A 25,783-nucleotide genomic window follows, 5' to 3' on the forward strand; every position below is an offset into this window, starting at 1 on the left:
GCCGTCGCCGCTAATCTCACGCCCCGTGTCCCATCCCTCCGACGCTGCCGCGCCGCGCCGTGCCGATGCGCTCGCCTTCGTGTTGCTCGGCGTGCTCGGCGCGCTGTGGGGGCTCACGCCCGTCATCGGCAAGTCGGCCTTCCAGCTTGGTGCAACGCCGCTCGGCTACGTGTTCCGCTCGGCGTTGACGGCAAGCCTCCTGCTGCTCGCCATCGGGGTCGCACGCCGGCGCGTGATGCCGCTCGATGCGAAGGGGATATGGTTTCATCTCGGAAGCGGCCTGATCGGGTTTGCCGCGCCCAACCTCATCGGCTTCCTCGCGCTCCGGCATGTCCCGGCAGGCCTGTTCGCGATGGTCATTCCCGCCGCGCCGCTGCTGACCTTCGTGCTCGCCGCGCTGACGGGCCAGGAACGGCCGACCTGGCGGCGCTTCGCGGGGGTGGCCATCGCGCTCGCAGGAACGCTTCTTGCGCTGAGCCCCGGCGCGGCGCTGCCGGTGGGCGGGGACCGGTTCTGGGCCTTCGCCTGCCTCGCCGTGCCGGCCTCCTATGCCCTGTCGAACATCTTCACCGTCCGCTTCCGCCCCGGCGGAGCCGACCCGCTGGCTCTGGCCTGCGGCACCGCCTCGGGCGCTGCGTTCTGGCTCGCTTCCGCCTCGCTGCTTCCGGGCGAACCCTGGGGCGCCCTGTCGCTGCTGCGCCCGCCTGAGATCCACGATGCCTTCGCCGTCGCGCAGGGCACGCTCACGGCCGTTGCGTATGCGATCTATTTCCGGCTTCTGACGCGGCATGGCGGCATCTTCGCCTCGCAGGTCGGCTACGTGCTCGTGGTCACGGGCCTCGGCTGGGGGGCGGCGGTGTTTGGCGAGATCCCCGGGCTGCTCGTCATTCCCGCGACCGTGCTGATCTTCGCGGGCCTCGCATTGGTGACATCACCCGCGCGGGAGGATCAGAGCGGCCAAAAGAACAGCAGAAGCGGCATCGCGACGACCACCACGACGATCTCGAGCGGCAAGCCGAGCGGCCAGTAGTCGCCGAACCGGAACCCACCTGGGCCGAGGATCAGCGTGTTGTTCTGGTGCCCAATCGGGGTCAGGAAGGCGCAGGACGCACCGATTGCCACGGCCATCAGGAACGGGTCGGCCGAGGCGCCGAAGGCCTGGGCCGTGCTGATCGCGATCGGGCACATCACCGCGGCGGTCGCGGCATTGTTCACCACGTCCGACAGCATCATCGTCACGACGAGGATGACGAGGATCGCGATCACGGCATTGTCGCCCGCCACCGTGCCGATGACGGAGGAGGCGATCACTTCGGCAAGCCCTGTCGTCTCGACGGCGTCAGCGACAGGCATGAGCGCGCCGAGGAGCACGATCACCGGCCAGTCGATCGCCGTGTAGACGCTGCGTGGCGGCACGACGTTCGTCGCCATCGCGCCGAGCATCGCTGCAGCGAAGGCCACCGCCGCGGGCACGCCGAACACCGTGGCGATCACTGCCCCGGCGAGCAGGCCGATGGAGAGGATGATCTGCCGCTTGTCGGGAAGCCTGAGCGGACGCTCGGCGAGCGGCGCGCAGCCATACTCGCCGGCAAAGGCGAGAATCGTATCGGCATCGCCCTGCATGAGCAGCACGTCGCCAGCACGCAGCCGTTCCTCCCGCAGCCGCCCCGTCGACCGCCGTCCCTGCCGCGACAGCGCGAGCAGGTTGAGCCCGAAGCGTGAGCGGAGCGCGATGTCGGTCGGGCTGCGGCCGGCGATCCGCGCGCCGGGCAGCACGACGAGCTCGATCAGGACCGGGCCGTCGCTGGCAGTGGCGGTCTCCTCGCCCTCGGTCGGCTTCGCGCTCTCCGTCTTCACCGCCTCCTCGAGCACCAGGCCGAGCTCGGCGAGCAGGGCGGAGAGCGCGTCCGGATCGGCTTCGACCTGCAGGATGTCGCCCTCACGGATATCGGTCGTGCGGTAGGGAACGCGCATCCGGACGTTGTGGCGCACGATGCCGAGAACCTGCGCGTTGGCCGTCTCGAGCGCCTTGTCGACATCGGCCAGCGTCATGCCGATCGCCTTCGCACCCTCCGGCACCTTCGCCTCGGTCACGTAGGCAGCCGTGTCGAACCCGCCGAACCCAGCCTCGGGGCGCACCGGCACGAGAAACCGCGCCGTCAGCACGATGAAAAGCGTGCCGATCACCGCGACCGGCAGGCCGACGGGAGCGAACTCGAACATCCCGTATGGGGCGCCTGCTGCCTGCGCCCGGAACGCCGAGACGATCAGGTTCGGCGGCGTACCGATCAGGGTGACGATGCCTCCGAGCACGGTGCCGAAGGCGAGCGGCATCAGGATCCGTCCCGGCGGCATCTGCTTGCGTTTGGCGAGCTGAAGCGCGAGCGGCATGACCATCGCGAGCGCGCCGACATTGTTCATGAAGGCCGAGAGCGCCGTCGCCACCGCGGTGAGGATGCCGATGGACGCGGTCTCGCCCGCGTTCTTCGGCATGACCTTCAGCGCCAGCGCGTCGACGGCCCCGGAATTCTGTAGGCCGCGGCTCAGCACCAGCACGCAGGCGACGGTGATCACCGCCGGGTGGCCGAAGCCCACGAAGGCGTTCTCCCCGTCCACCACGCCGGCAGCGACGGAGGCGATGAGCGCGCCGAGCGCGACCATGTCGTGCCGCCAGCGCCCCCAGATGAACATCGCAACCGACACAGCGATGATCGCGGCGATGGCGATCTGACCCGGCGTCATCGCCGCTTCTCTCGCTCGTCCGGCGCGAGCCCGTAGGGCGCGACGAGCGACCAGACATGGGCGGGGATCATGGACTTCATCCGCGCCGGCTTCTCCCGGCGGAGATGCACCACCGTCTCGACCGCCTTCATCTCGACGCGGGCGCGCGCGAACTCGAGCCCGCGCGGCCCGATCCTCGGCATCAGCCACGAGACGATCGGGCGCACCCAGTCGGGCATGCGGCGGAGCGGCAGCCCGCCCGCCGCGCGCAGCGTGTTGGCGAGGAAGCCCTTCACGGGCCCGGCACGCTTGCCCGCGCTCCCGGGCGTGGCGAGCACCACTTCGCCCTCGAGGAGGGAGAGAAGCCTCTCGCCCCGTTCGTTGCGGACGATGAGCCACTGCTCGCCCTGCCCGCCCATGTAGCCGACGGTGATGTCGGCCAGCACGTTCGTGTAGTCGACGCAGGTGCGACAGGTGAGGGGGAAGAAGTCGCGCGGCAGCCTGCTGATCGGAAGGTCGAGGAAGGGGATGAGGCGCTTCGTTCCGTTCTGGAACCGGAGCTCGACCGTATAGTCGGCCCTGAACTCGAGATAGGTGATCGTCTGCGGTGCATCCGAGAGCAACGCGAGGAAGCCGTGGAAGTTTTCCGTCGTCGTGTTGTCCGAGCATGGCGTGCCGACGACGGTGATGCTCTCGAAGCCGAGCCGCTCCTCGATCGCGCGCAGGGCGTAGACCTGGCAGGGGATGCCGATGACCGCGATGCGCCTGTGGCCTGCCGCCGCGGCCGGCTCCAGAAGCGCCAGAAGCGGCGCGTAGCCCATGCGCATCCCCCGCACCGCGGCCATCCCCTCCGCACGGGTGACGAGAACGGGAACCGGACGCCAGCGATCGTCCTCCGCCGGCGCCATCGTCAGCACCGCATCGACCGCGCCGGTCTCGAGCAGGCGCTCGGCGAGCCTCGTCGCGATCCCGGTCCATTGCGCGCCCGGAAGCGGCTCGGCGAGCCTGGCGCGCGCCATGCGCAGGAACGGGCCGAAATGAAGCTCGTCCGGCCGCGCGGGGTCGCGCCCGCGCCCATGCACCTTCGCCTCGAGGGCAGGATAGTCGGGCGCGATGAACTGGCAGGCCCTGCCGCAGGCGGCATGGTCCGCCATCCGCGACACGCCACAATCGGTGCAGAGGCCGCGGGGCGCGGCCGCGCGCAATGGCGGCGCCGCGACCCCCTTCACTGGCCGGGGATCGCCCAGTTGTCGAGAAGCCTGACGGAGCCGAGCCGCGCTGCGGCGACGAGCCGCGCAGGTGCATCGCCGCGCCGCCCGAGCGGCCGCATCGTCCCGGCCTCGACGAGGGCGAGATACTCCACCCCGAACCCCGCCTCAGCGAGGCGCGCGCGCGCAGGGGCGAGCGTCGTCTCTGCCGGCCCGCCCGCCGCGAGTGCCTCGGCCGCGGCGAAGCCTTCCCGCGCGAGCATCGGCGCGAGGGCCCGCTCCTCCCTCGTCAGGAACCGGTTGCGCGAGGAGAGCGCAAGACCATCCTCCTCGCGCACCGTCGGCACGGGGAGGATGGCAATGGGAATGTCGAGGTCACGCACCACGCGGCGGATCACCTGAAGCTGCTGCCAGTCCTTCTCGCCGAACACTGCCACATCCGCCCGGCATTGCAGGAAGAGCTTGGTGCAGACGGTGGCGACGCCCCGGAAATGGCCCGGCCTCGCCGCACCTTCGAACCCCTCGGCAGGGCCGGCGACGTCGACCGTCGCGGCGCGATCGGGCGCGTACATCGCCTCGGCGTCGGGAACCCAGGCAAGGTCGCAGCCCGCCGCCTCGAGCGCGGCGAGGTCCTCCTCCTCCGTGCGCGGGTAGCGGGCGAGGTCGGCGGCCGCAGTGAACTGCAGCGGGTTGACGAAGATCGAGGCGGCAACGTGCCCGGCCGCCACCCGCGCCGCGGCGACGAGCGCGAGATGCCCGGCATGCAGCGCGCCCATCGTCGGCACGAGCGCGAGCGTGCGGGGAAGCCTCGCGCGCGCCTGCCGCAGGGCGGCGAGGTCGCGCGCGACGATCATCAGGCGGCCTTCGCGAGTCCCGCGATGCCGGTGGCGTCGAACGCCGCGAGGTAGGGGCCGACCTGCTCCTGCTTCAGCGGCATGTTGGGCGGACGGATGCGGCGCCAGGCGGGGTTGCCGGTCTGCCGCGCGACGATCTCGCGCAGTCCACCGATCAGCGGCACGGAGGTGGCGACCTTGCGCGTCGCGGTCAGAACGGCCTGCGCGGCTTCCTCGGCCGACGCGTCGCCGGCCCGGAAGGCGCGCACCACCGCGCCGCCCGCCGTGCAGTTCACGTTCGACGCGGCCGTGATGCAGCCCGCGCCACCGTCATGCAGGATGCGCGAGAGGAACTCGTCGGAGCCGGAATAGACCTCGAACCCGTCACGCGCGAAGGCATCGATCATCGCCTTCATGTTCGCATAGTCGCCCGAGCTGTCCTTCACGCCCTTGATGACGTCCGGATAGGCCTTCATCAGCCTGCCGATCAGGTCGAGGCTGAAGGGCACGGCCGATTGCTGCGGGAAGTGGTAGACGTACACCTTGATGCCGCCGCCGACGCGCTGGATCACCTCCGAGAAGTAGGCGAACAGCCCGTCGTCGGAGGGGTTCTTGTAGTAGAACGGCGGCAGCATCAGAACGCCCGGGCACCCGAGGCGCTTGGCCACGTTGGTGAGCTCGACGCTGTCGGTGAAGGCGGCGCAACCCGTGCCGGGCATCAGCTTCGCCGCCGGGATGCCCGCAGCGACCAGCCCTTCCATCACCGCGATGCGCTCCGCCACGGAGAAGCTGTTCGCCTCGCCTGTCGTGCCGAGGATGCCGAGGCCGTTGCAGCCATTGGCGAGAAGCCAGCGGCTGTGCGCGGCCATCAGGGAAAGGTCGGGCGCGAGATCGGCGCCCATCGGCGTCAGCACCGCCGCGTTCACCCCGCCATAGATCGCCTGATCGAGCATGGTCGCCATCGCCGTTCCTCCGCGTGCCGTGTCGCGACCTTGTCGCGCAATAGGTCCGGCGATGGTGTCGCGCCCGCCGCCCGATGCGTCAACCCGGCTTCGGTCTCGGCGGCCCTGCCTCGCGCGCGCATTTCGGCCAGCGGCGCGGCCAGGAGGCCACGTGCTCCTCCACCGGCCCGGCCTCGCGCTCCGAGATCGCGCGGCCCCGCACCGAGACGCCTGCGCGGTGCACGGTCTCCGGGTCTCCCGAGACCAGCGGGTGCCACCAGGCGAGATCACGGCCGTCGGCGAGGAGGCGGTAGGCGCAGGTCGGCGGAAGCCAGTCGACCTCCCGCACCACCTTGGGCGTCAGCCGCACGCAATCGGGCACGCGGCGTGCGCGGTTGGCGTAGTCGGAGCAGCGGCAGGTGGCCAGGTCGAGAAGCCGGCAGGCCACATCGGTGAAGGCGAGCGCGTTGTCGTCGGGGTCGCGCAGCTTGTGCAGGCAGCAGCGGCCGCAGCCGTCGCACAGGCTCTCCCACTCCGCCTCGCTCATCTCCTCGAGCGTCTTGGTCCGCCAGAACGGCGGCGCGGCGGGAGCGGCGCTCATGGCATCGGCCGCGTCAGGCGGCGACGGCGAAGCTCGCGAGCGCGGCGCGCAGGTTGTCGGCGCCCGGATTGTGCACCTCCATGCTCAGCACGATCTGCTCCGCCGAGACCGGCCGGCCGAAATAGGCGGCGTTGTCCTCGTTCCGCCGTACCATCAGGCTTCCCTCGAGCGCGACGCCGGCGAACAGTCCGCGCGACTTGGCAACCGACACGATGTCGGCCCTGAAAGCCGCAGTGGTACTTCCCTCGATCCCCGCGCCGATCGTCGCAACAGCGATCGAGGCATCGGCGCCGAACTTGAACTGGCTCTGCAGCACCGCGTTCAGCGCGCGGTCGTTCATGATGAACAGCATGATCTGGCTGTCGGAGACGCCGATCTGCAGCCCGATCGATCCCGAGCCGAGGCCGTAGAAGGCGGGCGAGGACCAGTTGCCCGCCCCGTCGCGCGCCACGAGCACGCCGGAGCCGCCCTCGCCGCCAAGGATGAATCCGCCGCGGAACACGCGCGGGAACACCATCACCGCCCTCGCGCGGCGCAGCACGGCCTTCACGTCGGCGGCGTGCTGGTCGGTCATGATCTCGTTCACGGTCAGCGTCGCGCGGTCGACCAGCGCCTGCTGGTCTGCCTGCCCCATTGCCGCCCGGGGCAGGGCGAGGAGGGAAGCGGTGCCGGCGAGGAGCCACCGGCGGCTTGGCTTGGTCGTCATCCTCGAGGTCCCTTCCCGGAGGTTTCCGTACGCTGGCATGGGCCAGCGCGCCGAATCGCGTCAACGGTCTTCCGAAGGCCGATCATGCACGTTCCCGCGCGCTATTCCCCGACATTGAGCAGCAGCCCCTGCCGCCGCGCGAGCCGGAATACGGAGGCGAACAACCATGCCGCGAGGCCGAGCCAGACGATGTCCAGCGCCGCCGCGGCGAGCAGGTGGCCGGAGGCGAAGCGCCCCTCGAGCAGTGCCGCGCGCATGCCCTCGAACACATGCGTCGCGGGGATGGCGAGCGCGACCGGCTGAAGCCAGGCAGGGAGGATGGCGACGGGATAGAACACCGCGGAAAGTGGGGCGAGGCCGAACAGGACGCTCCAGGCCAGCGCCTCCGCGCCCGCGCCGTGGCGGAGCACCATGGCGGTGACGGCGAGCGCGACGGCCCATCCCATCGCCATCAGGAGGATGAAGAAGGCGATCACCGCGAAGCCCATGTCGGTGATCGCGAAGGCATAGAGCACCCAGGCCAGGAGGATGGCCGGGATGATGCCCGCCGCCATGCGCAGAATGCTCATCGAGATCAGCCCGGCGACAAGCTCCCAAGGGCGGATCGGCGTGACGAACAGGTTGCCGAGGTTGCGCGACCACACCTCCTCGAGGAACGAGATGGCGAAGCCCATCTGGCTCCTGAGGCACACCTCCCACAGCAGCACCGCGCCGATCAGCACGCCAGAGGCCGCCGCCGCCCAGCCGGAGGAGCGGACCATGAACTCGGACACGAAGCCCCAGATGCACATCTGCAGGACGGGCCAGTAGGCGAGCTCGATCAGCCGCGGCCAGGAGCGGCGGTAGAGCGCGAGATGCCGGTAGATGAGCCCCCAAACCCGCCGCGCTGAGCCGCTCATGCCCCGCCCCCTGCGGCAACGCCGGTGCCACGCGCAATATCGAGGAAGACCTGCTCCATGTCCTCCCGGCCATAGCGGCCGATCAGCGCTGCGGGACTGCCGCGGTCCACCACACGCCCCTGCTTCAGCATCACCACGTCGGAGCAGAGGCGCTCCACCTCCGCCATGTTGTGGCTCGCGAGGATGATCGTGGCACCCGTCTCATCCCGGTAGCGCTCGAGCCAGCCGCGCACCGTGTCGGCCGTGTCCGGGTCGAGGCTCGCCGTCGGCTCGTCGAGCAGAAGCACGGAGGGCGTGTTGATCAGCGCCTTGGCAAGGGCCGCGCGCGTCTTCTGCCCGGCCGAGAGCTGCCCCGCGGGCCGGTCGAGGAACGGGCCGAGGTCCAACTCATCGGCCAGAGCAGCGATCCGCCGCGCGAGCCCCTTCACCCCGTAGAGATGGCCATAAACGGTGAGGTTCTCCCGCACCGACAGGCGGTGCGGCAGCGACACGTAGGGCGAGGAGAAGTTCATCCGCCCGAGCGCGGCGAACCGGTCGGTCGCCATGTCGTGGCCGAGCACGGTGATGCGCCCCTCGTCGGGGATCAGAAGGCCGAGCAGCATGGCGATCGTCGTCGTCTTGCCCGCGCCGTTCCCGCCGAGCAGGCCAAGCACCTCGCCCGGCATCGCCTCGAACCCGACATGGTCGACCGCGAGGACCTCGCCGTAGCGCTTCACCAGCCCCTCGGCGACGAGCACCCGCCCGCCGCCCCCGCCTGGCGCGTCCTTCATCGGCTGTTTCCGTCCATGTGCGAGGCTTGGACCGTCACCCGCGGCGGCGCAAGGGGGGCAGGCTTCCCTTCCGCAGCACGGCGTGGGGCACTACCCTTGCGCGAGAACCCCAGCGAGCACCCCTTGAACGACCGCCAAGCAGACAGTCTTCCCGCCCCGGCAAGGCTCCCGCCGGAACTGCGCGTGTATGCGGTGGGCGACATCCATGGCTGCGACGGCCAGCTCGAGACCCTGCATCGGATGATCGCGGAGGATGCGGCGAAGGCGCCCGAGCCCCGGCGCGTCATCGTCTATCTCGGCGACTACGTCGATCGCGGGCCCGACAGCGCCTCGGTGATCGCGACGCTGTGCCTGCCGCCCCGGTTCGGCGCCGAGGCCGTGCACCTCGCCGGCAACCACGAGGCGATGATGCTCGACGCCCTCAGCCGGCCGGACGACCAGGACGCGGTGATGCTCTGGGCCGCCAATGGCGGGGCGGCCGCGCTCGCCTCCTGGGGGATCGACCTCGAGGCCACGGCCCCCGAGCGGTGGGCGGAGGCGATCCCCGACGACCACCTCGTCTTCCTGCGCACGCTGCGCCGGCGCGCTGGCTTCGGCGGCTACCTCTTCGTCCATGCCGGTATCCGCCCGGGCGTTCCGCTCGACGCGCAGGACCCGGACGACCTGCTCTGGATCCGCGAGCCGTTCCTGTCGTCAACGGCCGATCACGGCGTGGTGGTGGTGCACGGGCATACCCCGTCGCGCGACGTCGTTGTGCGCCGCAACAGGATCGGACTCGACACCGGGGCGGTCTATGGCGGCAAGCTTACCTGTGCGGTGCTCTGGTCCGACCGGCTCCGGTTTCTCCAGGCGTGACGTGCGGCCCGTGATCAGCTAGGCGGAACGAATGCCCGACCATCTGCCAGACGACCAGGTTCCCGACACCGAGCGGCCCCTCGACCCGGATCGCGCCGAGCTCGCCAATGGCCTGACGGCGCTGAGGCGCGCCTCGGTGCTCGTGATCGGCGATGCGATGCTCGACCGCTACGTGTACGGCACCGTCTCGCGCATCAGCCCCGAGGCGCCCATTCCCGTCGTCACGGTCGAGCGCGAGGTGGCGATGCCAGGCGGGGCGGGCAACGTGGTGCGCAACATCACCGCGCTGGGCGCCAATGCAGCCTTCGTCACCGTGGTGGGCGACGACGTGGCCGGCTCCGACCTGACGGCGCTGATCGGAACCCAGCTCAAGGTCGAGCCCTGGCTGCTCGTCCAGGGCGGTCGGCAGACGACGCTGAAGACACGCTACATCGCGTCCGGCCAGCAGCTCCTTCGGGCCGACCGCGAGACGTCCGAGCCGATCCACCCCAAGCTAGCGGAGCGCCTGGTGCGCATCGCCGGAGAGGCGATGGCCGCCTGCCGCGCGGTGGTGATCAGCGACTACCGCAAGGGCGTGCTGGCGGGCGACAGCGCGCTTCGCATCATCGAGGCGGCCAAGGCGGCCGGCCGCGTGACCATCGTCGACCCGAAGGGGCCCGACTATTCCCGCTACGCCGGGGCGGATGTGGTGACACCGAACCGCAAGGAGCTCGCCGAGGGCGCGCGGATGAAGACCGACACGGCGGAGGAGGTCGCCGCGGCAGCGAAGGCGTTGATCGAGGCGCACGGCTTCGGCGCGATCCTCTGCACCCGGTCCGAGGACGGCATGACGCTCGTGATGCGCGACGGCGCGGTGATGCATCTCGGCGCCGAGGCTCGCGAGGTGTTCGACGTCTCCGGCGCGGGCGACACGGTGGTGGCGACGCTTGCCTCCGGCCTTGCCGCTGGCCTCTCGCTCCCCGTCGCGGCGCGGCTCGCCAACATCGCCGCCGGCGTGGTCGTGGGAAAGATCGGCACCGCCGTCGCGCGCGAGAGCGAGATCCTCGCCGTGCTCGCCCCGGCAACGGGGTCGCTCCGCAAGGTCGTGACGCGTGAGGAGGCGGTCGAGCAGATCGAGCGCTGGCGCCGGCGCGGCTGGCGCATCGGTTTCACCAATGGCTGCTTCGACCTGCTTCATCCTGGCCACGTGCACCTCCTGAACCAGGCGCGCGGCGCGTGCGACAGGCTCGTCGTCGGCCTCAACTCCGATGCCTCGGTCCGCCGCCTGAAGGGGCCGACGCGGCCGGTGCAGACGGAGGGCGCGCGGGCGGCGGTGCTCGCCTCTCTGGCCGATGTCGATCTCGTCACCGTGTTCGAGGAGGACACGCCCGAGCAGCTCCTCGCGACGCTCCGCCCCGACGTGCTCGTGAAGGGCGCGGACTACACGCTCGATCGCGTGGTGGGCGCGGAAATGGTGCAGTCCTGGGGCGGCAAGGTGTTCCTCGCCCAGCTCCTGCCGGGCAACAGCACCACCGCGACGATCGCGCGGATGCGGGGATGAGGCGGCGGCTCCTGCTGGTCGCGCCGCTCGCGGCGTCTGCCTGCGCCATTCAGCCCACCGTCGTCGAGGTGATCGACAGCGGCACGATGCCGTTCCCGGTCATGCCGGGCCTCGTCGTCCCGGCCGTCTCCCTTCCTCCCACGCAGTCGGACCGCGACGAGGCGACCGCGATCGCCCGCGAGGGGCTGAGGACGGGCATCGGCGAGCGGCCGGTGGCGGACCCTGCGTCGGACGCAGCCCTCGTTGCGCAGGCGCGCGCACGCGGCCTGCCGCGCGTGGTGCAGCTGACGGTCGTGCGCGCGAGCCGGACCCGGGTTGGGCTGTTCGGCCGCACGACGATCGACACCGCCATCCGCATGCGCGTGCTCGACGTCCGCACGGGCTGGGCGCAGGGCGACGCGACCTTCCTCCGCCGCACCACCCGCGGCACGGAGGACCTCGCCGCCGAGGTCGCCGCCCTCGCCGCAAGCCTGCTTGCCTGAGACGGCACCGCAAGGCTGGACCGGCTGATCGTCCCCAGACTCCGCACCGGCGGTGGAAGGATGTCCATCCTCCGCTACAGCTTTTTCCTGGTCGCATCTCCCGGTTTCTGTTACGATGCGGCACAGACTGGCTGGATGGTGCAGCAGTAGCAATCTCAGGACGTGCTTTGCTGCGGTCGTTGGGTCACCGAGCGCGTGGCCCACAATGCCCTGCCACACCGGAATGCAACCTGGACGACAGGCGACTGCAACGGACACGTCGCGCGGGAGTGAACCAGCATGGTCAACTCTCTGCCCAGCGATGCAAAAATCGTGCGGGACAAAGACGACGTCATTCGGCGCATTTCTCATGCGAGTTCGCCCTATGTCGTCACTGGCTTCACACCAGCCAGCCCCGTCACTTTGGCGCAATGGTACCTGGACAAGTTCGGCCGGCTTTTCCAGTTGCCTGCTGCCTCGCCTCGCACGAAGAACTCGAGTGCCGCAAGCTCGGGTCATGAGGCCGGGCTGAAGCTCTCCAGCGTCAAAACCGTGCGAGATAGCACGACGGTTGTTTCCTTTGCCCAGACCTACGCCGACCTGCCGGTATTCGAGGCAGGGTTGGCCGTCAAAGTCCGCAGCGATCTTTCTGCTGTGATAAGCGCCATAAGTACGCTGCATCTGGACATCGACCTCGCGAATGATCCGGTTGCAGCGCCGCCGAAGTCGGAACGTGGCATCACCAGCGCGCGGCTGGCACGGGCACTTGGGCTTGGAGAAAGACCCAAAAGTCTCGAAATCGAATCGACCCACTTGATCATCTATCGTTACGTTCAGGCGCGTCGATTCCATCCTGACCTGCCTGAGCGCGGCCAGCCCGAATCCTCCCCGACACTCGACCTGCCCGCGGTGCCGGCCAGCATCGTCGACGGACGCCACTACGTCGTTATGGACGTCAAGTTTCTCCTCGAACTTCCCCGATGGGGGCTGCTCCATTGGCAGGCGCTTATCGAGCCGGACAGTCTAGCGGTTCTGTATTTGCGCGCATTCGTCGAAAGCTGCACCGGCAGTGTCTTCCGCGACGATCCGATCACCATCTCCGGCGACCTGACCCATACGCCTTGTGCCGCTGCCGCTGTTCTCGACCCCCTAGCCGAGGTCGTGGCCCTGATGGGCCTCACGCCACCGGCGATGGCGGGCGATCCGCAATCGCTCAGCGGCGAATACATCGAGATCGTCGATACGGACCCGCCGGGTATCGCGCCACCGACGGCAGCATTGCCCGCGGGTGATTTCGGTTTCTCGGCGCCGACCGACGACTTCGCCGCGGTCAACGCCTATCACCACATGGACGCCCTCTACCGGATGGTGGCGGACATGGGATTTGCAAATTTCTTCCCGGGCACGTCCTTTCCCATCCCCACCGATCATCAGGGCGAGGGTGGTGCCGTCAACGCCCACCATTACGGCACCGGCAGCAGCACCACCAAGTTCACCTTCGGCCTGTCCCAAGCCGGATGCCCGGTCGGCATCGCCTGCGACCGCCGGGTGGTGATCCATGAGTTCGGGCACTCCGTACTCAGGAACAACATCGATAGCGGCACCTTCACCTTCGCGCACGGCGTGGGCGATACGATGGCCGTCATTCTCAGTGACCCCAGTTCGCGCGCCCCCGATCGCTTCGAAACGTTTCCGTTCAACAGCATCAATCGACGCCACGACAGGGACGTGGCCGATGGATGGGGCTGGGGCGGTGCCAATGACACCGGCAGCTATTCGAGCGAGCAGATCCTGTCGACGACGTTGTTCCGGGCGTACCGGTCCCTTGGCGGCGACAGCGGCGACCTGGCCGAACGGCAGTTTGCCGCGAGATATGTGACCTATCTGATGCTCGCCGCCGTCGGCTCGGAGACGCCTCTCACGCAGCCGGCAAGCCCGGAGGATTTCGCCGAAGACATCATCGAGGCGGATCTGACGACATCGACGTTCGACCGCCACCCGGGAGGCGCCTTTCACAAGGTCGTTCGCTGGGCGTTCGAAAAACAGGATGGCTATGGCGGCGACCCGCCCGAGGTGGACGTGTTCATCGACGACGGGAGGGCAGGCGAATACCCGTGGCTGGAGGCGTTCACCGGTGCTCCCGACATCTGGGTGCGGCTCGAACCCGATGGCGGAACAACGCATGAGCGTCCGCTCGTCGGGACACCGGCCTACGTCTACGCACGGGTCGGCAACCGTGGCACCGCTCCCGCTGCGGGCGTCAGCGTCGAAGCGTTCAGCGGCCCAGGCGGCGTCCACGCCGTATGGCCGGATGAGTTTGCTCCGCTTGCCACCCCCATGCTGCCGGTCGCGGGCCCCATTGCCTCCGGCGACAGCACGATCGTCGGACCGTTCGAGTGGACCCCCCCGGAAACCACCTTGGGAGTATCGATCGTCATGAGCACTTCCGCACCAGGGGACATCAGCAATATCGAAACGGTCGCCGGATCGCTCGAAACGCGCCGACTAGTTCCGTTCGACAACAACCTCGCACAACGGGATGTCGCGGCGAGACGGTATCCGGTGCAGTACAGCGTGAAGTTCGTTTGCGGGTCATCCGGGTCGTCATGTGCTGGCGATTGTGGCCCCGTGGCACCCGGCACCTACTTCACTGCGATCAACATCCTCAATCCCTCGGAGCGCCCGATCCGTTTCCGCAAGCGGGTGGTGATTGCGCTGCCTGGAGAACGGGCTGGCCACGCCTCCACGTTCACGTTCAACAGCCTTGGTCCATATCAGGCGCTCGAGATCGATTGCGCCGACATCTATCGGCATTCCGGGCTGCCCGGGGGCTGCTTCCTCAAGGGATTCGTTGTCATCGAGAGTGTCGATGAGCTCGACATCGTCGCGGTCTACACAGCAGCCGGAGCAGACAAGCACGTCGAAACGCTCGACATCGAGTACATCAGACCGCGCGTCTCGAAGCCCGAAACGCCCCCGAACGGCCGGCCGAGGCGCCCGGACCTGGTGCCGCTGCCGGCCTTCCCGCCGCCGCCGAACGACAATCCCCAGCATCTGCCGCAGAACTTCTGCTTCAGCACGACGGGCGGGGGAAGGGCCGACGGCGTCAGAGTGATGGTGCGCAACCAGGGCGATGGCGACGCGCCTGCGTCGGTCACCCGGTTCGTGTTCCGCGACCTCCCGCCCGTGCAGATCGCCACGCCTCCGATCCCTGCGGGCGGCGATGTCTTCGTGGAAGCGATGATCCCGCGGCAAGGCTGCTACGTGGGTGAATCGGGCTGTCCCTTCGAGATCACCGTTGATGCGACGTCTGTGATCGACGAGTCGGACGAGACGAACAACAGCGTCACCGGCGCCTGCCCGGGGATCGTCTCGTGACTGCGCAGAGCGCGTTCGGCATCTGACCGAACAGTGAGAGCGGGGGCGGGAAAGGCGGTCGCCCGACGCTGAAGACGAGGCTCTTGCCGCATCCGCAGGCCACCGTGTTGTAGGCCTGGGCTTGCGCAGCGACGGGTGAAGGGAAACCTTTGCTCCATGCCGAACGAAGGAGCAGGCATGAGCACCAAGACAGAGAGCTATCCCGTCACCAAGGCCGAGGCCGAGTGGCGGGCGACGCTGACGCCTGAGCAGTTCCGCGTGCTCCGGGGCCACGGAACGGAGAGGGCAGGGACAAGCCCGCTCAACTACGAGAAGCGTGACGGCACCTATACCTGCGCCGGCTGCGGCACGCCGCTCTTCACTGCCGAGGCGAAGTACGAGAGCGGCACGGGCTGGCCGTCCTTCTTCCGGCCCATCGAGGGCGCGGTCGCGACGCGGACGGATCGCAGCTTCTTCATGACGCGCACGGAGGTGCACTGCGCCACCTGCGGCGGCCATCTCGGCCATGTGTTCCCCGACGGGCCGCAGCCGACAGGCCAGCGCTACTGCATGAACGGCGTGGCGATGGCGTTCGAGCCGAAGGAAGGCTGACAGCGAAAGGGGCTGCCCAGCGAGGCAGCCCCCCGCACCGCGCCGGGCCGTGCCCGGTCAGGCGAGTTCCCAGTCGAGGCTGATCGGGCAGTTCAGCACCTTCGAGATCGGGCAGCCCTTCTTCGCCTCGTCCGCGATCGCGCCGAACTGGTCATGGCTCACGCCGGGCACCTTGGCCTTCAGCGTCAGCGCCGAGCCGGTGATCGAGAAGCCGCCGCCCTCGGCGGGCGCGACCGTCACCTTCGCCGTCACGTCGAGCGAGGTGGGCGTGAATCCGGCCTGGCCGAGCGCGAAGGAGAGCGCCATCGCGAAGCAGCCGGAATGGGCCGCGGCGATGAGCTCCTCCGGGTTCGTGCCCTTCTCCTCGCCGAAGCGGCGGGTGAAGGAGTAGGTCGTGTCGGAGAGCACGCCGCTGTCGGTCGTGAGCTTCCCCGAGCCTTCCTTGCCCGAACCCTGCCAGACGGCGCGCGCGCTGCGGGTGATGCCTGCCATGATGATGTTTCTCCCGTTTTGGTGGGAGGTCAGCCTGCCTGCCATGGCAGGCAACTGGCAAGGCGGCGCCACGCCAGGGGCGGCCGGCGTCACACTAACGTGCTACGCCTGCAAGATCCTCGACCGGGATTATCTGCACGGAACGGAAGATCTCTGTCGCGGTGGCGCGGAATGCCGCCGCACGCTGCGGCGCCATCGGATCGCCCTGCGTCCACTCCTGAAGGGTCATGACCATCGCCGCCGCCTGCCTCCCGGGTGGCTGGCAGACCCGCGCATCCATCTCGAACTGCCTTCCCGTCCCCGGCACCACGCCCGCATGCGTCATCGGAAAGCAGTGTGTCGCTGCATCGATCGGCCCGATGTCGGGAGCGCGTCCCATCCGGCGCGGCAGTGCCATCCATTCCTGGTCGGGCGATGGCGTTGGGGAAGTCATTTCGCGCGCCACCGTCTCCACCAGCCGTTCCCTTGCCTTGACGAGATCGGCGCCGGGCTCGCTGACGGCCCAGGCACTGATCTGGACGATGATGGCGTGCATGTCCTCCGGCCTCGCGCCCGGCCGCTGCCGGAGAGCCTCGACCCGCGGGGTCACATCCATGAAGGTCCTCCGCGCAACCCCACTCGACGCCGCGCTGACCTCGCACCAGCCGCTGCCGGGCAATGTGACGAGCACAACGTTGCGTCCGGCGATCAGCGGGGCCCTGCCGCCGCCGCTCCGACCCAGGCTGCCCCCGAGCCGCTGGCATTCGGCGGCCGCGCCGGATTGCGCGGCAGATGCAGAGGGCACGTCGGACTGCCCTGACCCTGCCGCGCATCCGAGCAGGGCAAGGCAGAGAAGCGCGGTTGCAGACCGGAAAGGGCTGGCGCTGGACCGCATCGGTACCCCCTCAGACAAGGGGACCTTAGCTGGCGGTGCGGCAATCGGCCGTGACGTGGGTCAACGGGCAACGGCGCGCTGCTGCAGCGCGTAGTCGGCCTCGGCCGTGTAGTGCGCGCCGTCGCGGCCGAGGCGGGAGGAGAACAAGGTGAAATGCTCGACCGGCACGGGGCCGAGGCGGAACAGGCCGTTCTCGTGCAGGAAGGCGCCGAGCTTGATGTTGTCGGGCTGGTCGAGCCGCGCCAGCGTGACATGCGGGCTGAACTTCCGACGCTCCGGCTCGCAGCCCGCCCGAACGACCGCGCTCTCCACCTTGGCGCGGAGATGCTCGAGCGCCGGATTGCGCTCGACGCCGACCCAGAGCGCATGCACGCGCCGCCCGCTCTCGAACACCCCCACCCCCTCGAGCGTCAGGTCGAAGCCCCGGGCGGCTATCGTGGCGAGCGCCGCATCGATGTCGTCCGCCTGGCCGTGATCGACCTCGCCGACGAAGCGAAGCGTCAGATGCATGTTCTCGGGCGGAACCCAGCGCGCGCCCGGAAGCCGCGCTCCCGTCAGAAGGCCAAGGCGGCGGCGGACGGTCTCGGGAAGATCGAGCGCGACGAAGAGCCTGACCATGCACCGAGCCTCCTCATCCGCCCCGCCCCTACCCCCGCGCCCGCGCGATCAGCCGTTCGACCGAGGGGAGGATGCGCTCGACCATCACGGCGACGCCGCGCGCGTTCGGGTGGATGCCGTCCGGCTGGTTGAGCGCCGCCTCGGTCGCCACCCCGTCGAGGAAGAAGGGGTAGAAGATCACGTCATGCTCCTGCGCGAGCCGCCTGTAGGCGCCCTCGAAGGCCTCGACATACTCGGGGCCGAGGTTGCGCGGGGCAAGCATGCCGGCGAGCAGGACGGGGATGTTCCGCTGCCCGAGGCGGGTCAGGATGTCGTTGAGGTTGGCGTAGGTCGCCTGCGGATCGAGCCCGCGCAGGAGGTCGTTGCCGCCGAGCGCCACGATCGCGGCATTGGGGTTCTCGGCAAGCGACCAGTCGAGCCGCGCGCGGCCGCCCGCCGTCGTGTCGCCCGACACGCCGGCATCGAGCACCGTCGCCTCGATGCCCTTCTCCCGAAGTGCGGCCTGGAGCTGGGCGACGAACCCTTCCTGCCGGGCGAGCCCGTAGCCCGCCGTGAGGCTGTCGCCGAGGGCGAGGATGCGCACCGGACCACCCTGGGCGAGCGCCGGTAGGCCTGACATGGCCGTGAGGCTTGCTGCACCTGCGAGAGCAAGCAGTTTGCGCCGGCCGACCAGAAGGCCATATGCGATCGGAACGTTGGAGGATTGCGCGCTCATGGATGCCATTGTCTCGGACCTGCCCCTCGCCCCCGCGGCTTCGGCAGGGAACGACTCGCTGATCGCGGTGCGCGACCTCTCCTTCACGGTGGCGTCGGCTGCCGGGCAGGTCAACATTCTCAGGGGTGTCACATTCTCGGTGGCGTCGGGCGAGGCCGTCGGCATCGTCGGGCCGTCGGGAAGCGGCAAGTCCACCCTGATGATGCTGCTCGGCGGTCTCGACCGGGCCACGGGCGGCTCGATCCGCGTCGCCGGGCACGACCTGACCGCCCTCGGCGAGGACGCGCTCGCCCGTTTCCGGCGCGACCATGTCGGCATCGTGTTCCAGGCCTTCCACCTCGTGCCGACGATGACGGCCGAGGAGAACGTCGCCCTGCCCCTCGAGTTCGGCGGCGGCGAGGACGCGATCGAGCGGGCGCGCGAAGCGCTCGGCCGCGTCGGCCTTGGCCACCGCACCACCCATTATCCCGCCCAGCTCTCTGGCGGTGAGCAGCAGCGGGTGGCGCTCGCCCGCGCCATCGTCGCGCGGCCGGCCATCATCCTCGCCGACGAGCCAACCGGGAACCTCGACGGCGCCACAGGCTCGGCGGTGATGGACCTGTTGTTCGGCATCCGTGCCGAGCTCGGCACGACGCTTCTCCTGATCACGCACGACACCGCGCTCGCCTCGCGCTGCGGCCGGGTGATCGCCATCGCGGACGGGCGGATCGCTTCCGACTCCCAGGCCGTCAGCTGATGTCGCTCGTCCTCTCCAACGCCTGGCGCATCGCGCGGCGCGAGCTGCGCGGCGGGGCCAAGGCCATGCGCATCGTCATCGCCTGCCTCGCGCTTGGCGTCGCTGCCATCGCCGCCGTCGGCACGCTGAGCCGGGCCGTGCAGGAAGGCCTGCGCGCCGACGGCCGTCGAATCCTCGGCGGCGACATCGAGGTGTCGGTCGGCTACCGGCCGATGCCCCAGGCCGCGCTCGATTGGGCTGCCGCGCGCGGCGGCACCGTCTCCACCGTCACGGAGCTCCGCTCGATGCTCGTCGTCGAGGCGGGGGAGCGGGAGCGCACGCTGGTGGAGCTCAAGGCGGTGGACGGCGCCTACCCGCTCTACGGCGAGGCGCGGATCGAGCCGGAGATGCCGCTCGCGGAGGCCTTCGCGGTGCGCGACGGCCGCCCCGGCCTCGTCGCCGAGCGTGTGGTGATCGAGCGCCTCGGGCTTCGTCCGGGTGACACGGTGAGGCTCGGCGAGGCGCTGTTCGAGGTGCGCGGTACGCTCGCCGAGGAGCCGGACAAGGTCGCGAGCCCCGCCGTGCTCGGCCCGCACGCGATGATCTCTGCCGAGGCGCTTGCCGCCACGCGCCTCGTCCAGCCGGGCAGCCTCGTCGAGTACGAGTACAGGATACGCCTGCCCGAGGGGACGAACGTCGCCGCCTTCCGCTCGGCCATGGAGGCGGCCTTCCCCGATGGCGGCTGGCGGTTCCGCACGTACAACCAGGCCGCACCTGGCGTGATCCGCTTCGTCGAGCAGGCCGCCCTCTTCCTCACCCTTGTCGGGCTTACGGCACTTCTTGTAGGCGGCATCGGCGTGGCCAACGGCGTCACCGCCTGGCTCGAGGCGCGGCGCAGGACGATCGCGACGCTGAAATGCCTCGGCGCCCCCTCGGCCACCGTGTTCGCCGCCTATGGCATCCAGCTCCTGGCGATCGCCGGCATCGGCGTCGCCATCGGCCTCGCGGGCGGGCTGCTTCTTCCCTGGCTCGGCGCGCAGGCGCTCGCGGGCGTGCTGCCCGTGCCGCCGCGATTCGGCGTCTATCCGGAGCCGCTCGCCGTTGCCGCCGCCTTCGGCCTGCTGACGGCAGCGACCTTCGCGCTGTGGCCGCTCGCCCGGGCCCGCGCCATCCCCGCCGTCGCCCTGTTCCGCGACGTGGTCGCCCGCGCGGAGGCGAGGCCAGGCTGGGCGCTCCTTGCCGCGAACGGTGCGCTCGCCGCGCTGCTCGTGGGGCTGACGATCGCCATCGCGCAGGACCGCCGCTTCGCCGCGGCCTTCTGCGCTGGCGCAGCCGGCACGCTGCTCCTGTTCCGGCTTGGCGCCGCGGGGCTGAAGGCGCTGGCCGCCCGCGCTCCGCGCTCGCGCATTCCCGCCATCCGCCTCGGCCTCGCCAATCTGCACCGTCCCGGCGCGCCGACGGGGCTGATGCTCGTCTCGCTCGGGCTCGGCCTCTCCACGCTCGCCGCGGTGGCGCTGATCCAGGCCAACATCCTGCGCCAGGTGACCGAGACGATGCCGGACTCCGCGCCGGCCTTCTTCTTCATCGACATCCAGAACGACCAGACCAGCCGCTTCGATGGGCTTGCCGAGGCGCAGCAGGGGGTGGGTCAGGTGCTTCGCGTGCCTTCGCTCCGCGCGCGCATCGTCGCCATCAACGGCACGCCGACCGAGCAGGTGACGGTGGCGCCCGAAAGCGCCTGGGCGCTTCGCGGTGACCGAGGGCTCACCTACGCCGCCACGCCGCCGGAAGGCACGCGCATCGTCGCCGGGCAGTGGTGGCCGGCGGATTATCGCGGCGAGCCGCTCGTCAGCTTCGACGCCAACCTCGCCCGCGGCTTCGGCATCGGCGTCGGCGACACGCTCACGGTCAACGTGCTCGGGCGCGACGTGACGCTGCGCATCGCCTCGCTGCGCGACATCTCGTGGCGTTCCCTCGGCATGAACTTCACCCTCGTCGCCTCGCCAGGCCTGCTCGAAGCAGCGCCGCACACGCACATCGCCACCGTGCATGCGACGCGCGAGGCGGAGGTGCCGCTTCTCCGCGCGGTGACGGACGCGCTGCCGAACGTCTCGGCCATCCGCGTGCGCGAGGCGCTCGAGGCGGTCTCGCGCCTGCTCGGGCAGATCGGCGCGGCGCTCTCCTCCACCGGCGCGATCACGCTCATCTCCGGCGCGCTCGTGCTCGCCGGCGCGATCGCCGCCGGGCGGCGCCGGCGCATCTACGAGGCGGTCGTGCTCAAGACGCTCGGTGCCACCCGGCGGCAGGTGCTCGCCGCCTATCTGGTCGAGTTCGGCGTGCTCGGCGCGACGGCCGGTGCGATCGCGGCGATCGTCGGCACCGTGGCCTCCTGGGCCGTGGTGACGTTCGTGATGCGCGCAGAATGGGTGTTCCTGCCGGGCACGCTTGCCGTGACGGTGCTCGCCTGTACGCTGATGACGATGGCGATGGGCTGGGCCGGCACGGCGGTGGCACTGCGCGCACGGCCGGCACCGCTTCTGCGCACGGAATAGTGTCGCTTGCGCTGCGTCGCGGAATCCGATTGATTCGGAGAAAGCGCAAGCCATATATCCGACCTGTAGGGTCGGACAAGGCTCGGTGCGCCTTCGGGCTCGCAGGGGGCTCCGACCCGGACCAGCTTCTGGGACACCAAGAACGAAGGGATTAGTGGAACGATGGCCTGGAATCCAGACTACCGCTCGATGGCCGCCACGCAGACGGTACCTTCCGCCGGCGTAGACGCCGCGCGGCTGGATGTCGGGCTGCGGAAGTACATGCTCGGCGTCTACAACTACATGGCGTCGGGCCTGCTGCTGAGCGGCATCGTCGCTCTCGTGATCTCCTCCTCCCCGGCGATCGCAGAGCTCTTCTACCAGCGCGTGGCGACGCCGCGCGGCGTGTTCACGCAGCCGACCGTTCTCGGCATGATTGCGATGTTCTCGCCGTTGGCGCTGATCCTCGTGATGAGCTTCGGCATCAACCGCCTGTCCAAGACGACGGCGCAGGCGATGTACTGGGCCTTCACGGCGCTGATGGGCATCTCGCTCGCCAACATCTTCCTGGTCTACACGGGCGCCTCGGTCAGCCGCGTGTTCTTCATCACGGCCGGCACCTTCGCCGCGATGAGCATCATCGGCTACACGACGCAGCGTGACCTGACGAAGATGGGCTCGTTCCTGCTGATGGGCCTGATCGGCATCATCCTGGCGAGCGTGGTGAACATCTTCATCGGCTCGACGGCGCTGCAGTTCGCCGTATCGGTGCTCGGCGTGGTGATCTTCGTGGGCCTGATCGCCTTCGACACGCAGCGCATCAAGAACGACTACATCTCGCACGCCTATGCCGAGGGCACCGAGCTCGCCGGCAAGCGCACGGTGTTCGACGCGCTGGCGCTCTACCTGAACTTCATCAACCTGTTCCAGCTGCTCATGAGCCTGCTGGGCCAGCGCCAGAGCGAGTGACCAGGCAGCGCCTGGAGGCATAAGCCAGGGCCCCGGGGGCAACCCCGGGGCCTTTCTCGTTCTGGGGCCTCAGGTGCCCTTGCGGCGGGCGGCATGGCGTCGCGCCTTCGCCCGATTGCCGCAGCCGCCCATGTCGCACCAGAGCCGGTTCCTCCGACGCGAGCCGTCCGCAAACACCCAGCCGCAGCGCGGGTCGCCGCAGGCGCGCACGGGCGGCCGTGCGGGATCGGCGAGGAATGCCGCAAGGGCCGCGATAAGCCGCACAAGGGGCAGGGCGTGCGGCTCCTCGGGCGGCACCGGTCGGACCGACCCGCCAGCCACGCGCCAGATCGTCGGGTACGCGGCGAAGAGCCGGTTTACCTCCGCCTGCGCATCCTCGGCGTTGCCGAGCAGAACCCCGCGGGCCGCCTCGCGGAAGCCGATGAGGCGGCGCCGCGCCGCCTCGGCGACGGCAGGCTCGGCTTTGGCAGCATCGTCGAGCTCGTCTGCCTCGGCCCTGTCGATTACGGCCGACGCCTCGGACCAGGCGATCACCTCGGAGGCGTCGGTCAGCCGCTCGACGGGACGATCCGTGCCGCGCCATTCGACGGTGTTCAGGAGATCGAGCACCGGGTGGCCGCCGACCAGCCTGGGCGGGCGTTCGCGATACGAGGGGTACATGCTCGCCATGCTCCATACTAACCGATATCATGCGATTTGACAGTTATCGGATGAGGGCGACCGGTCGCGCGGATGGCGGATCCACCCCCCTTCACCCTTGCCGGCGCGCGGCGTGGCGCGATGGCCGTCGGGCCGCTCGCCCCCGCGGTGGCGCTCTACGGCACGGTGTTCGGCGTGCTCGCCGCCTCGAAGGGGCTCGGCGCGGTCGACGCGATGCTGTTCAGCGCCATCGTCAACGCCGGCGGCGCGCAGTTCGCCTCCCTCGCCGTCTGGGCGGAGCCGCCCCCGCTTCTCGCCCTGGCGCTGACCACGCTCGCGATGAATGCACGCTACCTTCTCATGGGCGCGACACTCCATCCGTGGATGGGGGCGTTGCCGCATTCCCGCAGCCTTCCCGCGCTGTTCGTGATGGGAGACGGGAACTGGGCGCTCGCCCTGCGCGAGCACGAGATGGGGCGGATCGACGCAGCCTTCCTGCTCGGCAGCGGCCTCGTTCTCTGGATCGTCTGGATCGCGGCGACAGGGCTGGGCCACGCGGCGGGTGCGCTGGTCGATGATCCGCGACGGTTCGGCCTCGATCTGATGCTCGCTGCCTTCTTCGCCGCGATCGCGGCGACGTTCGTCCGTTCGCGGCGCGACCTGCTCCCGTTCCTCGCCGGGGCGGCGGCGGCGATCGTCATCGACCGCGTGGCCTCCGGTCCCACCCCGGGGCCGTGGGCGGTCCTTGGCGGCGCGGTCCTCGGAAGCCTCGTCGGGCTCGCTCTCGATGGTCGGAGCCGATGACGGCGGGGGCCGAGGCGCTGCTCGCCATCGCTGCCATGGGGGTGGCCAGCTTCGCCTGCCGGGCCGGGGGATTCCTCGCGATGCGACTCGTCACGGTCACGTCGCGCGTTGAGGCGTGCCTAAAGGCCGTTCCGGTGGCGCTGGTCGGCGCCATCCTCGGCCCGATCGCTGTGCATGGCGGGCCAGCCGATTGGCTCGGCCTCGCCGCGGCGGCGGTGGCGATGCGCGTGCTGGGACATGACCTGGCGGCCTGCGTCATCGGCATCTCGGTGGCCGCCGCAGCGCGCGCGACCGGGGCCTGACCTACCCCTCGAGCACCTCGATCACCTCGCCCGTCGGCGCGAGGCAGGCGGCGACGAGCGCGCCGCCGAGGCCACAGCCGGCATCGAGGGTGAGGCCCCAGCCCGAGGCGAGCGGCCCGTCGTGCCGGGAACAGGCACCGCGCACCAGCCGCGCGAAGCCGCCCCAGGGCAGCGTCTCCACCTCGCCTGTCTGCTCGTCCGGCGGGCCTGGAACGCCTTGCGCGGCGCGGTCGAAGCCAGCCTCGTCCCACCAGAAGGCATCGCCCTGCGTCTCGAAGGGCCGGTCCGGGTTCAGGCCGGCGGCGACGAACAGCACGCCCGGCGCCTCGCCCGCGAGATCCACCGGCACGGTGCAGGCTGCGCGGCGCAGCGAGGAGAGAAGCGCGTCATGGCCCGGGCTCGCGCGGATGGCCGCGGTAAGCGACGCGGTCCACTTCGCCCGCTCGACCGGGCCCTGAGCGGCGATGCGCAGCCCGTCGGCGATTCTCGCGCCATACGCAGCGAGGGTCGGGCCGATGCCGTGCCCCTCCATCCAGCGCAGTGCCTCGACCGCCGCGGCGGGCCCCGGCGCGTACTGGATGCGCAGGAGACGGTGCAGCATCTCCTCCTGCGCGCCGCGCAGGAACACCACGTCGTCGGCCTCGAAGCCGGGGCGGGCGAGCACGGCACGGCGGAACAGCAACGCCTCTCGGATCGTGCCAGCCACATCCGGCCCCACGCCGATCAGGTTGCCGCAATAGACCAGCCTGTCACCACGCCAGACGCGTGTCTCCAGCGCGGCGTGCAGGCGCGACAGCCGGCCGGCGTCGCCTCGGACGGCAGCGACGGCCCAGACCCGGCGGGCATGGACGAGGCGGGCAACGCGTGGCGCCGGTTGCGGAGGCTCCGCCATCAGCGGCGCGTACAAAAGGAAGGGGCGGCAGGCGCTCGCGCGCCCCCGCCCCCGATCAATGCAGCCGCCGTGCGGCTCACGCCGCTTTCAGGACTGTGGCCAGCTTGGCCTGTGCGGCCGGCTTGTCGATGCCGTCGATCGCGGCGAGCTCGGCGGCAAGGCGGTCCATCGCCTGCTCGTAGATCTGTCGCTCGGAGAAGGACTGGTCCGGCTGCCCCGCGTTGCGGTGCAGGTCGCGCACCACTTCGGCGATGGCCACGGGGTCGCCCGAGTTGATCTTCGCCTCGTACTCCTGGGCACGGCGCGACCACATGGTGCGCTTGATCCGCGCGCGTCCCTTGAGGGTCGCCAGCGCGGTATCGATCGCCTTGCGGGTGGAGAGCTTGCGGAGGCCGGCGGTGCGCGCCTTCGCCACCGGCACGCGGAGCACCATGCGGTTCTCCTCGAACTCGATGACGATCAGTGTCAGCTTGTGGCCGGCGATCTCCTCGTTGACCACGCCGGTGACGCGCCCGACGCCGTGCGTCGGGTACACGACATGGTCGCCGACCGTGAACTGCGGCGGCTCCGCGGCGACCAGGCCGGTCGTCGCAGGGGGCTTCGGCGCGCCCGGGGCTGGAGGCCTCGGACCCTGCGCGACGGCCGGCTTCGCGGCCGGGGCGGGCGTCGAGGGGGCGGCAGGCGCCTTCGCTGCTGGCGGCTTCGCCGTCGGCGCCTGGGCCTGCGGG

At 70.1% G+C, this 25,783-nt stretch carries 26 protein-coding genes; 11 read left to right on the forward strand and 15 right to left on the reverse strand.

What is annotated here, in order from left to right; all coding sequences use genetic code 11:
- Window positions 1-25 precede the first annotated feature (25 nt).
- Window positions 26-1,030, forward strand: a complete 1,005-nt coding sequence (locus FIF60_RS05850; RefSeq protein WP_158639083.1) for a DMT family transporter — start codon at window positions 26-28, stop codon at window positions 1,028-1,030.
- Here FIF60_RS05850 and FIF60_RS05855 read toward each other — a convergent pair.
- The 8 genes from FIF60_RS05855 to FIF60_RS05890 form a co-directional block, all read right to left on the reverse strand.
- On the reverse strand, window positions 949-2,742 hold the full coding sequence (locus FIF60_RS05855; protein ID WP_144184800.1) for an SLC13 family permease: 1,794 nt from the start codon (window positions 2,740-2,742) through the stop codon (window positions 949-951). The genes FIF60_RS05850 and FIF60_RS05855 overlap by 82 nt on opposite strands.
- Window positions 2,739-3,875, reverse strand: a complete 1,137-nt coding sequence (locus FIF60_RS05860; protein ID WP_144184802.1) for a Coenzyme F420 hydrogenase/dehydrogenase, beta subunit C-terminal domain — start codon at window positions 3,873-3,875, stop codon at window positions 2,739-2,741. Before FIF60_RS05860 ends, FIF60_RS05855 begins: the two co-directional genes overlap by 4 nt.
- Before the next feature lie 71 nt (window positions 3,876-3,946).
- Entirely contained in the window at window positions 3,947-4,783 is an 837-nt protein-coding gene (gene panC, locus FIF60_RS05865; RefSeq protein ID WP_144184804.1) for a pantoate--beta-alanine ligase, read from the reverse strand.
- Entirely contained in the window at window positions 4,783-5,724 is a 942-nt protein-coding gene (locus tag FIF60_RS05870) for a dihydrodipicolinate synthase family protein (protein WP_204251121.1), read from the reverse strand. The genes panC and FIF60_RS05870 overlap by 1 nt, the downstream gene beginning before the upstream one ends.
- 79 nt (window positions 5,725-5,803) lie before the next feature.
- Complete coding sequence (locus FIF60_RS05875) at window positions 5,804-6,304, reverse strand: YcgN family cysteine cluster protein (RefSeq protein WP_144184806.1); 501 nt, start codon at window positions 6,302-6,304, stop codon at window positions 5,804-5,806.
- Between the two features lie 13 nt (window positions 6,305-6,317).
- On the reverse strand, window positions 6,318-7,010 hold the full coding sequence (locus FIF60_RS05880) for a lipid-binding SYLF domain-containing protein (protein WP_144184808.1): 693 nt from the start codon (window positions 7,008-7,010) through the stop codon (window positions 6,318-6,320).
- A 101-nt stretch (window positions 7,011-7,111) separates the two neighbouring features.
- Complete coding sequence (locus FIF60_RS05885) at window positions 7,112-7,909, reverse strand: ABC transporter permease (RefSeq protein WP_144184810.1); 798 nt, start codon at window positions 7,907-7,909, stop codon at window positions 7,112-7,114.
- A complete protein-coding gene (locus FIF60_RS05890) occupies window positions 7,906-8,679 on the reverse strand; it encodes an ABC transporter ATP-binding protein (RefSeq protein WP_144184812.1) in 774 nt (257 codons plus the stop codon). Before FIF60_RS05890 ends, FIF60_RS05885 begins: the two co-directional genes overlap by 4 nt.
- 123 nt (window positions 8,680-8,802) lie before the next feature.
- On the opposite strand from FIF60_RS05890, the gene FIF60_RS05895 reads away from it, so the two are divergent.
- The 5 genes from FIF60_RS05895 (at window position 8,803) to msrB (ending at window position 15,504) form a co-directional block, all read left to right on the forward strand.
- Window positions 8,803-9,534, forward strand: coding sequence for a metallophosphoesterase family protein (locus FIF60_RS05895; RefSeq protein ID WP_239451507.1), 732 nt, complete (start codon window positions 8,803-8,805; stop codon window positions 9,532-9,534).
- Window positions 9,535-9,565: 31 nt separating this feature from the next.
- A complete protein-coding gene (gene rfaE1, locus FIF60_RS05900; RefSeq protein WP_144184816.1) occupies window positions 9,566-11,074 on the forward strand; it encodes a D-glycero-beta-D-manno-heptose-7-phosphate kinase in 1,509 nt (502 codons plus the stop codon).
- Window positions 11,071-11,556 (forward strand): hypothetical protein, encoded by a 486-nt coding sequence (locus tag FIF60_RS05905; RefSeq protein ID WP_144184818.1) that lies wholly within the window; start codon window positions 11,071-11,073, stop codon window positions 11,554-11,556. The genes rfaE1 and FIF60_RS05905 overlap by 4 nt, the downstream gene beginning before the upstream one ends.
- A gap of 279 nt (window positions 11,557-11,835) precedes the next feature.
- Window positions 11,836-14,913: a CARDB domain-containing protein gene (locus tag FIF60_RS05910; protein ID WP_144184820.1), complete on the forward strand. Its 3,078-nt coding sequence runs from the start codon at window positions 11,836-11,838 to the stop codon at window positions 14,911-14,913.
- Between the two features lie 177 nt (window positions 14,914-15,090).
- Window positions 15,091-15,504 (forward strand): peptide-methionine (R)-S-oxide reductase MsrB, encoded by a 414-nt coding sequence (gene msrB / locus FIF60_RS05915; RefSeq protein WP_144184822.1) that lies wholly within the window; start codon window positions 15,091-15,093, stop codon window positions 15,502-15,504.
- A gap of 57 nt (window positions 15,505-15,561) precedes the next feature.
- Here the strand turns inward: msrB and FIF60_RS05920 are convergent, their stop codons facing one another.
- The 4 genes from FIF60_RS05920 to FIF60_RS05935 all read right to left on the reverse strand — a co-directional run bounded on the left by FIF60_RS05920 (window position 15,562) and on the right by FIF60_RS05935 (window position 18,107).
- The gene (locus tag FIF60_RS05920) at window positions 15,562-15,996 is read right to left on the reverse strand and encodes an OsmC family protein (protein ID WP_144184824.1); all 435 of its coding nucleotides are present in this window, start codon (window positions 15,994-15,996) and stop codon (window positions 15,562-15,564) included.
- Between the two features lie 94 nt (window positions 15,997-16,090).
- The gene (locus FIF60_RS05925; RefSeq protein WP_144184826.1) at window positions 16,091-16,531 is read right to left on the reverse strand and encodes a hypothetical protein; all 441 of its coding nucleotides are present in this window, start codon (window positions 16,529-16,531) and stop codon (window positions 16,091-16,093) included.
- Between the two features lie 399 nt (window positions 16,532-16,930).
- On the reverse strand, window positions 16,931-17,488 hold the full coding sequence (gene thpR / locus FIF60_RS05930; RefSeq protein WP_144184828.1) for an RNA 2',3'-cyclic phosphodiesterase: 558 nt from the start codon (window positions 17,486-17,488) through the stop codon (window positions 16,931-16,933).
- A gap of 28 nt (window positions 17,489-17,516) precedes the next feature.
- Window positions 17,517-18,107 carry an arylesterase gene (locus FIF60_RS05935; protein WP_239451508.1) on the reverse strand — a complete coding sequence of 197 codons (591 nt, stop codon included), beginning with the start codon at window positions 18,105-18,107 and terminating at the stop codon, window positions 17,517-17,519.
- Window positions 18,108-18,201: 94 nt separating this feature from the next.
- On the opposite strand from FIF60_RS05935, the gene FIF60_RS05940 reads away from it, so the two are divergent.
- The 3 genes from FIF60_RS05940 (at window position 18,202) to FIF60_RS05950 (ending at window position 22,418) form a co-directional block, all read left to right on the forward strand.
- Entirely contained in the window at window positions 18,202-18,939 is a 738-nt protein-coding gene (locus tag FIF60_RS05940) for an ABC transporter ATP-binding protein (RefSeq protein WP_144184832.1), read from the forward strand.
- Window positions 18,939-21,470: an ABC transporter permease gene (locus FIF60_RS05945; RefSeq protein ID WP_144184834.1), complete on the forward strand. Its 2,532-nt coding sequence runs from the start codon at window positions 18,939-18,941 to the stop codon at window positions 21,468-21,470. Before FIF60_RS05940 ends, FIF60_RS05945 begins: the two co-directional genes overlap by 1 nt.
- Before the next feature lie 162 nt (window positions 21,471-21,632).
- On the forward strand, window positions 21,633-22,418 hold the full coding sequence (locus FIF60_RS05950) for a Bax inhibitor-1/YccA family protein (protein ID WP_144184836.1): 786 nt from the start codon (window positions 21,633-21,635) through the stop codon (window positions 22,416-22,418).
- 69 nt (window positions 22,419-22,487) lie between these two features.
- Here FIF60_RS05950 and FIF60_RS05955 read toward each other — a convergent pair whose 3' ends face one another.
- On the reverse strand, window positions 22,488-23,078 hold the full coding sequence (locus tag FIF60_RS05955; protein WP_158639084.1) for a CGNR zinc finger domain-containing protein: 591 nt from the start codon (window positions 23,076-23,078) through the stop codon (window positions 22,488-22,490).
- A gap of 72 nt (window positions 23,079-23,150) precedes the next feature.
- Here FIF60_RS05955 and FIF60_RS05960 point away from each other — a divergent pair, with 72 nt between their 5' ends.
- A complete protein-coding gene (locus tag FIF60_RS05960; protein WP_144184839.1) occupies window positions 23,151-23,861 on the forward strand; it encodes an AzlC family ABC transporter permease in 711 nt (236 codons plus the stop codon).
- The gene (locus FIF60_RS05965) at window positions 23,858-24,163 is read left to right on the forward strand and encodes an AzlD family protein (protein ID WP_144184841.1); all 306 of its coding nucleotides are present in this window, start codon (window positions 23,858-23,860) and stop codon (window positions 24,161-24,163) included. Before FIF60_RS05960 ends, FIF60_RS05965 begins: the two co-directional genes overlap by 4 nt.
- A 1-nt stretch (window position 24,164) precedes the next feature.
- Here the strand turns inward: FIF60_RS05965 and FIF60_RS05970 are convergent, their stop codons facing one another.
- Both FIF60_RS05970 and FIF60_RS05975 read right to left on the reverse strand, forming a co-directional pair.
- Complete coding sequence (locus FIF60_RS05970) at window positions 24,165-25,055, reverse strand: hypothetical protein (protein WP_144184843.1); 891 nt, start codon at window positions 25,053-25,055, stop codon at window positions 24,165-24,167.
- A gap of 76 nt (window positions 25,056-25,131) precedes the next feature.
- Window positions 25,132-25,783, reverse strand: a 652-nt coding sequence (locus FIF60_RS05975; RefSeq protein ID WP_239451509.1) for a CarD family transcriptional regulator, incomplete at its 5' end; no start/stop codon positions are given.

It is taken from the genome of Elioraea rosea (assembly GCF_007644105.1).
In the GTDB taxonomy this organism is placed as follows: Bacteria; Pseudomonadota; Alphaproteobacteria; order Acetobacterales; family Acetobacteraceae; genus Elioraea_A; species Elioraea_A rosea.

Bases quoted from the DNA above. Each gene is read 5' to 3' on its own strand.
- FIF60_RS05965 (WP_144184841.1), top strand. From the start codon at position 23,858: ATGACGGCGGGGGCCGAGGCGCTGCTCGCCATCGCTGCCATGGGGGTG.
- FIF60_RS05955 (WP_158639084.1), bottom strand. From the start codon at position 23,078: ATGTACCCCTCGTATCGCGAACGCCCGCCCAGGCTGGTCGGCGGCCAC.
- FIF60_RS05960 (WP_144184839.1), top strand. From the start codon at position 23,151: ATGGCGGATCCACCCCCCTTCACCCTTGCCGGCGCGCGGCGTGGCGCG.
- FIF60_RS05950 (WP_144184836.1), top strand. From the start codon at position 21,633: ATGGCCTGGAATCCAGACTACCGCTCGATGGCCGCCACGCAGACGGTA.
- FIF60_RS05925 (WP_144184826.1), bottom strand. From the start codon at position 16,531: ATGCACGCCATCATCGTCCAGATCAGTGCCTGGGCCGTCAGCGAGCCC.
- FIF60_RS05860 (WP_144184802.1), bottom strand. From the start codon at position 3,875: ATGGCGGACCATGCCGCCTGCGGCAGGGCCTGCCAGTTCATCGCGCCC.
- FIF60_RS05940 (WP_144184832.1), top strand. From the start codon at position 18,202: ATGGATGCCATTGTCTCGGACCTGCCCCTCGCCCCCGCGGCTTCGGCA.
- FIF60_RS05870 (WP_204251121.1), bottom strand. From the start codon at position 5,724: ATGGCGACCATGCTCGATCAGGCGATCTATGGCGGGGTGAACGCGGCG.
- panC (WP_144184804.1), bottom strand. From the start codon at position 4,783: ATGATCGTCGCGCGCGACCTCGCCGCCCTGCGGCAGGCGCGCGCGAGG.
- msrB (WP_144184822.1), top strand. From the start codon at position 15,091: ATGAGCACCAAGACAGAGAGCTATCCCGTCACCAAGGCCGAGGCCGAG.
- FIF60_RS05910 (WP_144184820.1), top strand. From the start codon at position 11,836: ATGGTCAACTCTCTGCCCAGCGATGCAAAAATCGTGCGGGACAAAGAC.
- FIF60_RS05885 (WP_144184810.1), bottom strand. From the start codon at position 7,909: ATGAGCGGCTCAGCGCGGCGGGTTTGGGGGCTCATCTACCGGCATCTC.
- FIF60_RS05880 (WP_144184808.1), bottom strand. From the start codon at position 7,010: ATGACGACCAAGCCAAGCCGCCGGTGGCTCCTCGCCGGCACCGCTTCC.
- FIF60_RS05875 (WP_144184806.1), bottom strand. From the start codon at position 6,304: ATGAGCGCCGCTCCCGCCGCGCCGCCGTTCTGGCGGACCAAGACGCTC.
- FIF60_RS05935 (WP_239451508.1), bottom strand. From the start codon at position 18,107: ATGTCAGGCCTACCGGCGCTCGCCCAGGGTGGTCCGGTGCGCATCCTC.
- FIF60_RS05890 (WP_144184812.1), bottom strand. From the start codon at position 8,679: ATGAAGGACGCGCCAGGCGGGGGCGGCGGGCGGGTGCTCGTCGCCGAG.
- FIF60_RS05945 (WP_144184834.1), top strand. From the start codon at position 18,939: ATGTCGCTCGTCCTCTCCAACGCCTGGCGCATCGCGCGGCGCGAGCTG.
- FIF60_RS05905 (WP_144184818.1), top strand. From the start codon at position 11,071: ATGAGGCGGCGGCTCCTGCTGGTCGCGCCGCTCGCGGCGTCTGCCTGC.
- rfaE1 (WP_144184816.1), top strand. From the start codon at position 9,566: ATGCCCGACCATCTGCCAGACGACCAGGTTCCCGACACCGAGCGGCCC.
- thpR (WP_144184828.1), bottom strand. From the start codon at position 17,488: ATGGTCAGGCTCTTCGTCGCGCTCGATCTTCCCGAGACCGTCCGCCGC.
- FIF60_RS05920 (WP_144184824.1), bottom strand. From the start codon at position 15,996: ATGGCAGGCATCACCCGCAGCGCGCGCGCCGTCTGGCAGGGTTCGGGC.
- FIF60_RS05970 (WP_144184843.1), bottom strand. From the start codon at position 25,055: ATGGCGGAGCCTCCGCAACCGGCGCCACGCGTTGCCCGCCTCGTCCAT.
- FIF60_RS05855 (WP_144184800.1), bottom strand. From the start codon at position 2,742: ATGACGCCGGGTCAGATCGCCATCGCCGCGATCATCGCTGTGTCGGTT.